We start from the raw sequence: 13,369 nt of genomic DNA, 5'->3' as shown, positions 1-13,369 counted from the left end.
TGCTTCACCACGCTCTGCCCACCGCCTCCCCCTCCAGACCGGGTTGTTTTCGACGCTTAACGCCGTCTTTAGCAGGCGCTTACCTGCCGGTATGACGCTTGATACCTTGTGTTTGACGTTCCGGAGCATGCTATGCACGTTCGCTATTCTCTGCTCGCCTCGCAGGCGACAACGGCCATTTTTGTGCTGCTGTGGGGCAGCGCGGCCATCTTCACCCGCTGGGGACTGGACAACGCTTCGCCGATGGCGCTGCTGGTCTTTCGTTTTCTGATTGCCCTGGTCGCGTTGGCGCCGCTGGCCATCGTCCGTCGGCGCTGGCTGCCCGCGCCGGGCACCCGCCTGCAGACAGCGGCCACCGGCCTGATGCTGATTGGCGGCTATTCGGTCTGTTACTTCGAGGCGATGGCTAACGGTGTGACGCCGGGACTTATCGCCACCATCATGGGGATCCAGCCCATCCTTACGCTTTGCGTGGTGGAGCGTCGCCTGCAGGGGCGGCGGCTGTCAGGACTGCTGATTGCCCTGGCGGGGCTGGTGCTGCTGGTGTGGCGCAGCCTGGCGGCCTCGCCGATGGCGATGGTGGGGATCCTGTTTGCGCTGGCGGCTCTGCTGCTGATGACCTTTGGCGCGCTGTGGCAAAAGCGCAGCCGTCAGGCGCCGGCGGATGTCCTGCCGCTGCAGTACGCCGTCAGTCTGGGGCTGTGCCTGCTGATTGCCCCGGTCAGCGGCTTCCAGTTTACCGTTAACGCCGGGTTGATTATTCCGGTGCTGTTTCTCGGGCTGCTGATTTCGGTGGTCGCCCAGCTGCTGCTGTATCGTCTGCTGAGCGCGGGAAATATTGTTAATGTCACCAGCCTCTTTTATCTGGTGCCAGTGATCACGGCGCTGCTGGATTATCTGCTGCTGGGCAACCGGCTGCCGGCGGCGGCGATGGTTGGTATGGTGGCGATCATCGGTGGGATCGTGCTGGTGTTCCGCACCGCGAAGGTCCGCGCCGGCTGATGGCGAGCCGGGCGCTTTGGCGTCCGGTTCATTTTCCTGTCATCTTTTTTACGCATGCTCCCGGCAGCTTATTTTGACCAGTAAGGGAAAGTACCATGGGCAACACGCTGACGATTTTTGATCTCGATAACACCCTGATACAGGGCGATAGCAGTACGGTCTGGAGCCAGTTTATGGTTCGCGAAGGGCTGGCGACGCAGAAGGGGTATCTTGCCCGCGAGGCGCGGCTGATGGCGGATTATGACCGGGGAGAGATGAATATCGCCGATTATGTGGCCCTGATCCAGGCGCCGCTGGCCGGAATACCAAAATCGGACGTAGACGCGCTGGTGGCCCGCTGCGTGCGCGAGGCGATCCTGCCCCGGGTCTATCCGCAGGCGTGGGAACTTATTCGTCGTCTGCGGGCCGAGGGGGAGCAGATGCTGATTATCTCCGCCTCGGTTAGCCTGCTGGTGCAGGCGGTGGCCGCCGCGCTGGAGATCGAGCAGGCGCTGGGCATTGACGTGGCGATGGTCGACGGCGGCTACAGCGGGATCATTGCCGGGATCCCCAGCTATCAGCAGGGGAAGGTGGCGCGTCTGGCGCAGTGGCGCGAGGCGCATCCGCAGTATGACGGCGAGGTGACTTTCTATACCGATTCCATTAACGATCTGCCGCTGTGCCTGCATGCGGATCGCGTGCGGCTGGTCAATCCCTGTCCGCAGCTGCAGGCGGCGGGTGCCGGATATGGCTGGCCGGTGCTGAGCTGGCGGCTGGAATAGCAACAACGGTGAATAAATTAACGGCAGGGCGCACGAACCCCTGGCCGGGTAAGGCGCAGCCGCCACCTGTACCCCCGGGCTCCGGCCAGCAACATCGCCACTGCGTGGTGCCTTCGACTTATCCCTGCAGGCTTCGGGTCGGGCCGAGGCAGCATCCCTGCAAAACACGGCCCTCAGCCCGCATCCATGCGGGCTGCCCCGGCCTTCCGGGAACGTCTCAGCGATGTTGAGGCCGCCAGCACCGGCAGTTTCAGTTGCCCCAGGCCCGGCGGTGAGTCAACAGCCAGTCCTGGACGAGTAGGCCGGATAAGGCGAAGCCGCCATCCGGCGCAAAGGTGTGCTAGCGTCCGCCCTGATACAGCGGCACCGCGGCGCCGCCGATATAGCGACGGCGCAGCCAGGCGGAAAGGGTGTCCATGATCATCACCACCGCCACCAGCAGCAGGGTGATAAACATCACCACATCCCAGTTCCACAGGCGCATGTTCTCGGCATAGATAAGCCCGATACCCCCGGCGCCGACGAAGCCCAGCACCGCCGCGGAGCGGGTGTTGGATTCAATCTGATACAGGCTCAGGGCGAGGAAGGTTGGGAACGACTGGGTAAAAATGCCAAAGCGATGCTTTTGCAGGCCGTTCGCGCCCACGGCGGTCAGCCCGCGCCCGGGCGAGCGGTCCACGGCTTCGTGTCCTTCCGCGTACAGCCGTCCCAGCAGACCGGTGTCCTGCATGATGATCGCCAGCACCCCGGCCAGCGGCCCGAGGCCGACCGCGCGCACGAAAATCAACCCCCAGATAGCCATGTCGATCCCGCGCAGCACATCAAACAGGCGGCGCATCAGCAGGGCAAGGGTCCCCAGCACCACGCCGCGCATGATGTTGCGGGCGGCAAAGAAGGAGAGCAGCAGCGCCAGCACCGTGGCGGTCAGCGTCCCGGCGAAGACGATAGCCAGGGTGATGCCGATTTGCGTGAAGTAATAGCCGAACGGCCAGTTCCAGAAGTCGTGCCAGACGAACATCCGCGCCAGGTAGCGGCCAATCTGCTGCAGACCGGTGGTCAGCTGCTCGCCGCTGATGCCAAACTGCAGAAAAAACCAGACGTAATAGAGCACGCAGGCCAGCGCTACCAGCCCGACGTAGCGCAGGTAGCGCCCCTGGACCTGATAGAGCTGTTTATGCTGCCGCCGGCTGGCGGCGATATCCGGTTGCATGTGCCAGACGCTCATTTCTTACCCTCCAGTACCCACAGGCGCAGACGACCGGACAGCATGTCCAGCGCCGACACCACCAGAATGATCAGCAGCAGGGTGATGCTCACCTGATCGTAGCGGTCGAGCTTGATATTGGTCATCAGCTCCTGGCCGATACCTCCCGCGCCCACCAGCCCGAGAATCGTCGACGAACGGAAGTTGATTTCAAGCCGCATAAAGCCGTAGGAGAGAAACAGCGGTTTCACTTGCGGCCACAGGGCGAAGCGGATTTTCTGCAGCGGCGACGCGCCGCAGGCCGCCAGGCCGCGTACCGGTTTGTTTTGCGCGCTCTCCACCGCCTCGTAGAACAGTTTGGTCAGGCTGCCGACGGTGTGCAGCATCAGCGCCAGAAAGCCCGGGATCGCGCCGATGCCGAACGCCATGACAAAGATCACCGCCCACGCCAGCTCGGGCATGGTGCGCAAAAACGCCACCAGTACCCGAATGGCAAAGCGTACCGGCGCCGGGGTCCAGGCGTTGTTGGCGGCGAGGAACGCGAAGATGGTGGCAATGGCGACCGCCACCAGCGTCGAGGCCAGCGCCAGCTGCAGGGTTTCCCAGATGAGCGGCAGCTGGATCGGCAGGCGATAGCCCCACCAGGCCAGCGAGCCTTTGGTCTGCACATCGGCGAACAGGTTACCGGCACTCAGAGGCGGAATGGTCTCTGCCATATAGTCAAAGAAGTGGGGCAGCGAGTGCCAGATGGTCAGCAGATTAAATTCTGCGGCGCTGCCGGCGGCAAAATAGAGCGCCAGCAGGAGTAACGACCAGCAGACGGTATCGCGCTTTTGCCGCGAGCGTACCTGCTGATAATAGCGTTCAAATTCGGTGTGGGTCGTCTTCATGCGTCGGGGATCTTCAACGTAGCGCCGCCGCTTACCCTGGGGGCAAGCAGGCGGCGTTGAGGCAGGATTAACGCGCGCTCACCAGCTCGCGTTTCATGTCGATAATCTGCTGGAAGTCAGCCACGCTGCCCGGACCGATGTGCTGGGTACCGCCCATCGCTTTGATAAAGCAGGCGTGATCCTCGGTGTCCAGTTTTTTCACTGCCGCCACGACCTTCGCCTTAAAGTCCGCCGGCAGCGCATTGCTTACCAGGATCGGGCCGTTCGGGATCAGCGGTGATTGCCAGATAATGCGGATCTGCTTCATCAGATCCGGATGATCCATGCGAATCAGACGGTTGAACGCGCCGGTGGTGTAGCCGGTGTTGTAATCGCCGACCATCGAGGTCCAGGTGACCGCGCCCGCGAACTGGCCGTTCAGCACGCCGAGAATGTCCTGCTCGTGGCCGCCGGAGAAGGTGACGCTGGAGAAGGTATTGTTGTATTTGTTGTCGGCGTTACCGCCAAATTTTTCTTTAAACGCATGGTTAGGGATCAGATACCCGGAAGTGGAATCCGGATCGGCGAAGCCGAACGCTTTACCTTTTAAATCGTCCAGCGTTTTGTACGGGGAGTCGGCTTTGACGATCACCACGGAGTGATAGCCGCGAGACTGATCTTTATCGTCCACGGCGATGCCGACGATATCCACCGCTTTCGGGTTATTGATATAAACCGAAGCGTAAGAGGAGGGGGACATGCTCAGCACCACGTCGACTTTGCCCCCCAGCAGACCCTGGATCACCCCGGAATAGTCGGAAGAGTTACGCAGTTTGGTATCCACGTTCAGCTCTTTATCGAGGAAGGTCTTCACACACTGGTTATCACCGATTTGCTGGGTGGCGTTCTGCCCGCCGAGAATGCCCAGATTCAGCTCTTTCGGCTGCGCTGCCGCCGCCTGCCATGCCATCATCATGCCCGCGACCACTGCGGATAAACGAACTGCGCCAGTCATATATTTTTTCATTATGTTGCCCGTGTGAGTGAAATTAATGCAATTGGCTAACTTCATCGCCGTACAGCTGCTGCAGCACATCCTGCGTCAGCCGGGAGGGGTGATCGTCAAAAATAAGCTGGCCGCTGGCGACGCCGATAACCCGGGTGCAGTAGGCCTTCACCAGCTCTACCGAATGCAGGTTCACCATCACGCTGATGCCCTGCTCGCTGATCTCGCGCAGCACATCCATGATGCGCTGGGTGTTCTTCGGATCCAGCGAGGCGACAGGTTCGTCGGCCAGCAAAATGCCGGGGTTTTGCATCAGTGCCCGGCAGATTGCCACCCGCTGCATCTGTCCCCCGGAGAGGTTCTCCGCCCGCTGCAGCGCGTGCGGCAGCATGTTCATCCATTCGAGCAGCGCAATGGCGCGCGCCCGGTCGGCGGCGGGGAAAATTTTAAACAGTGACTTCAGGGTTGAAGTCTGGCTGAGGCGGCCAAGCAGGACGTTGGTGAGCACGTCGAGGCGCGGTACCAGGCAGAAGTCCTGAAAGATCATCCCGCACTGACTGCGCCAGGCGTTGAGTGAGCGGCCTTTCAGCTTTGAGACATCGTGTGGCATACCGACTTCCGGATAGCTAAGAATTTCACCGCCGCTGGCGCTGTGCGTACCATTAAGGACATGCAGGAGCGTCGATTTGCCGGCGCCGGAGCGGCCAATGACCCCGACCATTTCACCGGCGTGCAGGTCAAAGCTGATGCCGTCCAGCACTTTGTGCTGAGCATGATAGGCTTTAGTCAGGTTACGCACGCTTAAGACCTTCCGCTGCAGGCCGGCATCGAGATCGGTGAACGGCTGGAAATCAGTTTCGGCCACCGCGGCAAGAGAGCTGTTCATAAGAGTGTCCAGGTTCGTCATTAACTGGGCACTATTAATAGGTCTTTATATGAAATTTCGATGACGGTATTGCGAACAAAGCGTGAACAGGCGGGAAAAGGCGGGGATGACAGGCCGACCGCGCGGCTTGCTGACCGCTGGCGAAGCCTTGAAAAGCGGCTATGCTTTCGGGGGGCGCGAAGGCAGGCGCAGCCGTGACGGCAGGCACCTATCGGCAAAACTCGTTTTATCTTGCTAATGAGGTCTGTTTAATCGAATAGATAATGCTTCTACCTTTGTTTAGCATTCATCATTCCGCAGAATTAACATATGCATAACTATTTTGTGCGGCAGGTTAATCTATTCATGTGGCTTATGAATTGGTAAATCATCCTGGTTATTGCTTATATTCAGATTTATATTCTTTATTTTGTTGTTAATTTGGTTTATTTGACAACTCCACCCTGCCCCTCATTAAGAATATTCCTAACATAATAGGGCGAAGATCCTGGGTAATATAAAGCACAAGTAAGAATTGAGGGTAATATTGCCAATAACCTCATGAAAATAAATGTCTTTTTCCACTCCTCAAAAATCCGATATTTTCAGTTTTTGTAAATATTGACCCAGGCACGAAATTGATTGCCTGTCCGCGTGTTGACACTCCATAGGAAAAAACTTAAATTCAACGCCATGCAGAAATAATTAAAATTAAACCCGGCTTATCAAATATTGATAAGTAATGCGTGTCTTATTTAATGGCGATTTATTAAAGGAAGCGAATACGCCAGTTAACTTTGTAGGCCTGGCAAACAGTGAAGTTGTAAAAATGATTACTTCAAGGACTATGAGGTTAAAAACTATATGGAATATAAATGCTGTTCCGATAAGTACATTTGGTCTGCCCATGACTCCTACTTCTATAAAGGACTATCCGAACTCATTTTGGATATCGATGAATTAATTTATCTGTCGCAGGAGAAGATTAGAAAGGATTTTGTGTTTATCAATCTCAACACGGCTTCTTTAAATGAATTTATCAGGCGCGATAGCGAATGGCTATCCGCGGTAAAGGGGAAACAGGTCGTATTGATTGCGGCCAGGAAATCAGAAGCCTTAGCAAATTACTGGTATTACAATAGCAATATTCGCGGCGTGGTATATGTTGGCCTGAGTCGCGATATTAGAAAAGAACTGGCCTACGTAATTAATGGCAGGTTTCTCCGCAAAGATATTAAGAAAGATAAAATTACTGACCGGGAAATGAAAATAATCCGCATGACCGCTCAGGGCATGCAGCCGAAATCGATCGCCAGAATTGAAAATTGTAGCGTGAAGACAGTATATACCCATCGGCGCAATGCTGAGGCCAAACTGTATTCCAAAATATATAAGTTAGTTCAGTAACACCCAGGCAATATTGTTTTTTAAATGGTTCACCGGGACATCATGTCCTTAATTCAACTCAGGATGAAAAAGCGATGAAAAAAAAGGTTCTGGCAATAGCTCTGGTAACAGCGTTTACCGGTATGGGTGTGGCGCAGGCTGCTGACGTAACGGCTCAGGCTGTTGCGACCTGGTCGGCGACCGCTAAAAAAGACACCACCAGCAAGCTGGTTGTGACCCCGCTCGGCAGCCTGGCATTCCAGTACGCCGAAGGCATTAAAGGCTTTAACTCGCAGAAAGGTCTGTTTGACGTGGCGATTGAGGGTGACGCAACGGCGACCGCCTTTAAGCTGACCTCGCGCCTTATCACCAACACCTTAACCCAGCTGGACACCTCCGGCTCCACGCTGAGCGTGGGTGTGGATTATAACGGCGCCGCGGTGGAAAAAACGGCAGATACCGTGATGATCGATACCGCTAACGGCGTGCTGGGCGGCAACCTCAGCGCGCTGGCTAATGGCTACAACGCCAGCGGCCGTACCACCGCGCAGGATGGTTTCACTTTCTCCATCATCAGCGGCACCACCAACGGCACCACCGCAGTGACCGATTACAGCACCCTGCCGGAAGGGATCTGGAGCGGCGACGTCAGCGTCCAGTTCGACGCCACCTGGACCAGCTGATCCTTCTGATGCACCAGCAGGGGGGGCTCCCCCTGCTTTTTTCACGGACGGAATTGTTATGAAAAAGCACCTTCTGGCTCTCGGGTTGCTGCTTGTCGGGGTGTCGCCGGCGCAGGCGCTGGATGTCGGCGATATCTCATCTTTTATGAACAGCGGCAGCAGCACGCTGAGCAAAACAATCAAGAACAGCACAGACAGCGGTCGACTGATCAATATCCATCTCGAACGGCTCTCTTCCCCGCTGGATGGTGGGCAGGTTATCCCGATGGATAAACCGGATGAGGTGCTGCTTACCCCCGCCAGCCTGCTGCTACCCGCTCAGGCCAGCGATGTCATCCGTTTCTTCTACAAAGGCCCGGCGGATGACAAAGAGCGTTACTACCGCATTGTCTGGTTCGACCAGGCACTCAGCGATGCCCAGCGCGATAACGCCAACCGCAGCGCGGTAGCGACGGCGTCCGCCCGCATCGGCACCATTCTGGTGGTGGCGCCGCGCCAGGTGAATTACCGCTTTCAGTACGCCAACGGCTCCCTGACCAACACCGGGAATGCGACGCTGCGGATCCTCGCCTACGGCCCTTGCCTGAAGGCCGCCGACGGTAAGGAGTGTAAAGAGAATTACTACCTGATGCCGGGTAAATCGCGCCGTTTTACGCAGGTGGACACGGCGAATAAAAAAGGACGGGTTGCGCTTTGGCAGGGTGAGCAGTTTGTTCCCGTGAAATAGACAGTTGTGCAGATGGATAACGACGATGCCTCTACGACGGATTTCCCCAGGACTGAAAACGCAGCTTGCCTTCGGCATGATCTTTTTGTTCGTTCAGCCCGACGCCAGCGCTGCTGCCGTAAGTGCCCAGCAGATTGGCGGGGTGATTATTCCGCAGGCCTTCAGCCGGGCGCTGCAGGACGGTATGAGCGTCCCGCTCTATATTCATCTTGCCGGCAGCCAGGACACCCGTGACGATCAGCGGATCGGCAGCGCCTTTATCTGGCTGGACGACGGCCAGCTGCGTGTCCGGCAGATCCAACTGGAGGAGAGCGAGGGGAACGCCAGCGTCAGCCAACAGACCCGACAGCAGCTGATCGGCCTGGCCAACGCCCCGTTCAGCGAGGCACTCACCATTCCCCTGACCGACAGCGCGCAGCTGGATCTCAGCCTGCGTCAGCTGCTGCTGCAGCTGGTGGTCAAACGCGAGGCGCTGGGCACCGTGCTGCGCTCGCGCAGCGAAGATATCGGTCAGTCCAGCGTGAACACCCTCAGCAGCAACCTGAGCTATAACCTCGGCGTCTATAACAACCAGATGCGCAATGGCGGGAGCAACACCTCCAGCTACCTGTCGCTGAACAACGTCACCGCGCTGCGAGAGCATCACGTGGTGCTCGACGGCTCGCTGTACGGGATCGGCAGCGGTCAGCAGGACAGTGAATTATATAAGGCCATGTATGAGCGCGATTTCGCCGGCCACCGCTTTGCCGGCGGGATGCTCGACACCTGGAACCTGCAGTCCCTGGGACCGATGACCGCTATTTCGGCCGGCAAGATTTACGGCCTTTCCTGGGGGAATCAGGCCAGCTCCACCGTCTTCGACAACAGTCAGTCGGCCACGCCGGTGATTGCCTTTTTACCGGCGGCGGGCGAGGTGCATCTCACCCGTGACGGCCGGTTGCTGAGCGTCCAGAACTTCGCCATGGGCAACCATGAAGTGGATACCCGCGGCCTGCCGTACGGTATTTACGACGTGGAAGTGGAGGTGATCGTTAATGGTCGGGTGGTCAGCAAACGCACCCAGCGGGTCAATAAGCTGTTCAGCCGGGGACGCGGCATCGGCGCGCCGCTGGCGTGGCAGGTATGGGGCGGCAGTTTCCATATGGATCGCTGGTCGGAAAGCGGCAAAAAGACCCGGCCGGCAAAAGAGAGCTGGCTGGCAGGCCTCTCGACCTCCGGGTCGCTCAGCACCCTGAGCTGGGCGGCAACGGGCTATGGCTACGACAACCAGGCGGTGGGGGAAACTCGCCTGACGCTGCCGCTGGGCGAGTCGATCAACGTTAACCTGCAGAATATGCTGGCCAGCGACAGTTCCTGGAGCAGCGTCGGCAGCATCAGCGCTACGCTGCCGGGAGGCTTCAGTTCAGTGTGGGTCAACCAGGAGAGAACCCGCATTGGCGATCAATTGCGGCGCAGCGATGCCGACAACCGGGCGATCGGCGGCACCCTCAACCTGAACGCGCTGTGGTCGAAGCTGGGGACGTTCAGCGTCAGCTACAACGATGACCTCCGCTACAACAGTCATTACTACACAGCGGATTACTATCAGACGGTCTACAGCGGCGCGTTTGGATCGCTCGGCCTGCGGGCGGGGATCCAGCGCTATAACAATGGCGACAGCAGCGCCAACACCGGGAAATATATCGCTCTCGATCTCTCGCTGCCGCTGGGCAACTGGTTCAGCGCCGGGATGACCCATCAGAACGGCTACACCATGGCTAACCTCTCAGCGCGCAAGCAGTTTGATGAAGGCACTATTCGCACCATCGGCGCCAATCTGTCGCGGGCCATCTCCGGCGATACCGGGGATGACAAAACCCTCAGCGGCGGAGCGTATGCCCAGTTCGACGCCCGCTACGCCAGCGGCACGCTGAACGTCAACAGTGCGGCGGACGGCTACGTCAACACTAACCTCACCGCCAGCGGCAGCGTCGGCTGGCAGGGCAAAAACATCGCCGCCAGCGGACGAACTGACGGTAACGCCGGAGTGATCTTCAACACCGGGCTGGAGGACGATGGTCAGATTAGCGCCAGGGTTAACGGGCGGATTTTCCCGCTCAGCGGCAAGCGTAACTACCTGCCGCTCTCTCCCTATGGCCGCTATGAGGTGGAGCTGCAGAACAGCAAAAACTCGCTCGATAGCTACGACATCGTCAGCGGGCGTAAGAGTCATCTGACCCTTTATCCGGGCAACGTCGCAGTGATTGAGCCAGAGGTGAAGCAGATGGTCACCGTCTCCGGTCGTATTCGTGCAGAAGACGGCACGCTGCTGGCGAATGCGCGGATTAACAACCATATCGGCCGTACCCGGACCGATGAAAACGGCGAGTTTGTCATGGACGTGGATAAGAAATACCCCACTATCGATTTCAGCTACGGCGGCAATAAAACCTGCGAAGTGGCGCTGGAGCTCAGCCAGGCACGCGGCGCCGTCTGGGTCGGGGATGTGGTCTGCAGCGGCCTCTCGTCGTGGGCGGCGGTGCAGCAGACAGGAGAAGAGAATGAAAGTTAATGCACTGATGGCGCTGGCGATCCTCGCGCTGCTTTGGCCGGCAGCCGCACTCAGGGCGGCGGTGACCAAGACCACCTGGTCGGATGCGCCGGCGCGCGAGTTTGTGTTTGTTGAAAACAACTCCGACGACAACTTTTTCGTCACCCCCGGCGGGGCGCTGGATCCGCGTATGACCGGCGCTAACCGCTGGACCGGCTTAAAATACACCGGCTCCGGCACCATTTATCAGCAGAGTCTCGGCTATATCGATAACGGCTACAACACCGGGCTCAATGCCAACTGGAAGTTTGATATGTGGCTGGAAAACTCGCCGGTTTCGCACCCCTTAACCGGCCTGCGCTGCATCAACTGGTACGCCGGGTGCGATATGGCCACCAGCCTGATCCTGCCGCAAACCACCGACGCCAGCGGGTTTTATGGCGCGACGGTGACCAGCGGCGGCGCGAAGTGGATGCACGGCATGATGTCGGACGCGTTTTATCAATATCTGCAGCAGATGCCGGTCGGCGGCAGCTTTACGATGACCATCAATGCCTGTCAGACCTCGGTGAACTACGATGCCAGCAGCGGTGCGCGCTGTAAGGATCAGGCCTCCGGTAACTGGTATGTGCGCAACGTCACCCACACCAAAGCCGCGAACCTGCGGTTGATTAATACCCACTCGCTGGCGGAGGTGTTTATCAACAGCGACGGCGTGCCGACCCTGGGAGAAGGGAACGCCGACTGCCAGACGCAGACCATCGGCAGCCGCGCAGGATTAAGCTGTAAGATGGTCAACTATACCTTGCAGACCAACGGCTTAAGCAACACCTCGATCCATATTTTCCCGGCGATCGCCAACTCGTCGCTGGCCTCGGCCGTCGGGGCGTACGATATGCAGTTCAGCCTCAACGGCAGCTCCTGGAAGCCGGTGAGCAATACCGCTTATTACTACACTTTCAACGAAATGAAGAGCTCAGACTCGATCTATGTTTTCTTCTCCAGCAACTTCTTTAAGCAGATGGTGAACCTCGGGATCAGCGATATCAACACCAAGGATCTGTTCAACTTTCGCTTTCAGAACACCACCTCGCCGGAGTCAGGCTGGTATGAGTTTTCCACCTCCAACACGCTGATTATCAAGCCCCGTGATTTCAGCATCAGCATTATCTCGGACGAATATACCTCGGCGCCGTCGCGCGAGGGATATGTCGGCAGCGGCGAACCGGCGCTCGATTTCGGCTACATCGTCACCACCAGCGGTAAAACGGCCGCCGATGAAGTGCTGATCAAGGTGACCGGACCGGCGCAGGTGATTGGCGGGCGTTCCTACTGTCTCTTCAGCTCTGATGACGGTACGGCGAAAGTGCCGTTCCCGGCGACGCTCTCTTTTATCACCCGCAGCGGCACGACGCAGACCTACGATGCCGGGTGCGATGACAGCTGGCGGGATATGACCGATGCGCTGTGGCTGACCACGCCATGGACCGATATCTCCGGCGAAGTGGGGCAGATGGATAAGACCACGGTGAAATTTTCGATTCCGATGGATAACGCCATTTCGCTGCGGACGGTAGACGATAACGGCTGGTTTGGCGAAGTCAGCGCTTCAGGAGAGATTCATGTTCAGGCGACGTGGCGCAACATTAACTAAGGCCCTGCTGACGGTGGGCTGCCTGCTGGCAGCGCCGCTGGCGCAGGCGATCTCGGTCGGCAACCTGACCTTTTCCCTGCCGGCCGAAGCGGATTTCGCCAGTAAACGGGTGGTCAACAACAATAAAAGCGCGCGGCTGTACCGCATCGCCATCAGCGCCATCGATCGTCCGGGCGGCAGCGAAGTCCGCTCCCGGCCGGTGGATGGCGAACTGCTGTTTGCCCCCCGCCAGCTGGTGCTGCAGGCAGGTGAGAGCGAGTATTTTAAATTTTACTATCATGGCCCGCGGGATAACCGCGAGCGCTACTATCGGGTCTCGTTTCGCGAAATCCCCACCCGCAACCTGACGAGGCGCAGCCCGACCGGCGGCGAGGTCAGCATGGAGCCGGTGGTGGTGATGGATACCATTCTGGTGGTGCGCCCACGCGAGGTGCAGTTTAAATGGTCTTTCGATAAGGTGGCCGGGACGGTGAGCAACACCGGCAATACCTGGTTCAAGCTGCTGATTAAACCCGGATGCGATTCGACCGAAGAGGAGGGGGACGCGTGGTATCTGCGTCCTGGCGACGTGGTTCGCCAGCCGGCATTGCGCCAGCCGGGGAACCACTATCTGGTTTATAACGACAAATTTATTAAGATCAGCGATACCTGCCCGGTGAAGCCCCGTCCCGCGGAGTGAGCC

General features: G+C 58.2%; 12 protein-coding genes. 8 read left to right on the top strand and 4 right to left on the bottom strand.

Annotation, left to right across the window (positions count from 1 at the left end):
* Positions 1-132 precede the first annotated feature (132 nt).
* Both FHW76_RS09215 and FHW76_RS09210 read left to right on the top strand, forming a co-directional pair.
* On the top strand, positions 133-1,002 hold the full coding sequence (locus FHW76_RS09215) for a DMT family transporter (RefSeq protein ID WP_008805308.1): 870 nt from the start codon (positions 133-135) through the stop codon (positions 1,000-1,002).
* 95 nt (positions 1,003-1,097) lie between these two features.
* On the top strand, positions 1,098-1,763 hold the full coding sequence (locus tag FHW76_RS09210) for an HAD family phosphatase (RefSeq protein ID WP_064166039.1): 666 nt from the start codon (positions 1,098-1,100) through the stop codon (positions 1,761-1,763).
* Positions 1,764-2,103: 340 nt separating this feature from the next.
* Here the strand turns inward: FHW76_RS09210 and phnE (FHW76_RS09205) are convergent, their stop codons facing one another.
* From phnE (FHW76_RS09205) to phnC, 4 genes are all read right to left on the bottom strand, one after another.
* Positions 2,104-2,988, bottom strand: a complete 885-nt coding sequence (phnE, locus tag FHW76_RS09205) for a phosphonate ABC transporter, permease protein PhnE (protein WP_012968865.1) — start codon at positions 2,986-2,988, stop codon at positions 2,104-2,106.
* Positions 2,985-3,857, bottom strand: a complete 873-nt coding sequence (gene phnE, locus FHW76_RS09200; RefSeq protein WP_012968864.1) for a phosphonate ABC transporter, permease protein PhnE — start codon at positions 3,855-3,857, stop codon at positions 2,985-2,987. The genes phnE (FHW76_RS09205) and phnE (FHW76_RS09200) overlap by 4 nt, the downstream gene beginning before the upstream one ends.
* 67 nt (positions 3,858-3,924) lie before the next feature.
* Positions 3,925-4,863, bottom strand: coding sequence for a phosphonate ABC transporter substrate-binding protein (gene phnD / locus FHW76_RS09195; RefSeq protein ID WP_032691132.1), 939 nt, complete (start codon positions 4,861-4,863; stop codon positions 3,925-3,927).
* Positions 4,864-4,885: 22 nt separating this feature from the next.
* Positions 4,886-5,728 carry a phosphonate ABC transporter ATP-binding protein gene (gene phnC / locus FHW76_RS09190; protein ID WP_012542738.1) on the bottom strand — a complete coding sequence of 281 codons (843 nt, stop codon included), beginning with the start codon at positions 5,726-5,728 and terminating at the stop codon, positions 4,886-4,888.
* An 843-nt stretch (positions 5,729-6,571) separates the two neighbouring features.
* Between phnC and FHW76_RS09185 the strand changes: the two genes are divergently transcribed.
* The 6 genes from FHW76_RS09185 to FHW76_RS09160 all read left to right on the top strand — a co-directional run bounded on the left by FHW76_RS09185 (position 6,572) and on the right by FHW76_RS09160 (position 13,366).
* Complete coding sequence (locus FHW76_RS09185) at positions 6,572-7,114, top strand: helix-turn-helix transcriptional regulator (protein WP_008805314.1); 543 nt, start codon at positions 6,572-6,574, stop codon at positions 7,112-7,114.
* Positions 7,115-7,188: 74 nt separating this feature from the next.
* Positions 7,189-7,776 (top strand): common pilus major fimbrillin subunit EcpA, encoded by a 588-nt coding sequence (gene ecpA, locus FHW76_RS09180; protein ID WP_012542737.1) that lies wholly within the window; start codon positions 7,189-7,191, stop codon positions 7,774-7,776.
* Between the two features lie 58 nt (positions 7,777-7,834).
* Entirely contained in the window at positions 7,835-8,503 is a 669-nt protein-coding gene (locus tag FHW76_RS09175; RefSeq protein WP_008805316.1) for a fimbrial chaperone EcpB, read from the top strand.
* A gap of 25 nt (positions 8,504-8,528) precedes the next feature.
* Positions 8,529-11,054 (top strand): fimbrial usher EcpC, encoded by a 2,526-nt coding sequence (ecpC, locus tag FHW76_RS09170; protein WP_183476561.1) that lies wholly within the window; start codon positions 8,529-8,531, stop codon positions 11,052-11,054.
* The gene (gene ecpD, locus FHW76_RS09165; RefSeq protein WP_012968862.1) at positions 11,044-12,687 is read left to right on the top strand and encodes a fimbrial adhesin EcpD; all 1,644 of its coding nucleotides are present in this window, start codon (positions 11,044-11,046) and stop codon (positions 12,685-12,687) included. The genes ecpC and ecpD overlap by 11 nt, the downstream gene beginning before the upstream one ends.
* The gene (locus FHW76_RS09160) at positions 12,656-13,366 is read left to right on the top strand and encodes a fimbria/pilus periplasmic chaperone (protein WP_008805319.1); all 711 of its coding nucleotides are present in this window, start codon (positions 12,656-12,658) and stop codon (positions 13,364-13,366) included. The genes ecpD and FHW76_RS09160 overlap by 32 nt, the downstream gene beginning before the upstream one ends.
* The last annotated feature ends 3 nt before the right edge of the window (positions 13,367-13,369 follow it).

The sequence above is a fragment of the Klebsiella sp. RC2 genome, from assembly GCF_014192815.1.
Lineage (GTDB): Bacteria > Pseudomonadota > Gammaproteobacteria > Enterobacterales > Enterobacteriaceae > Klebsiella > Klebsiella variicola.
The sequence above is the reverse complement of the archived record's forward strand: the minus strand, read 5'-3'. Positions and strand labels throughout refer to the sequence as shown.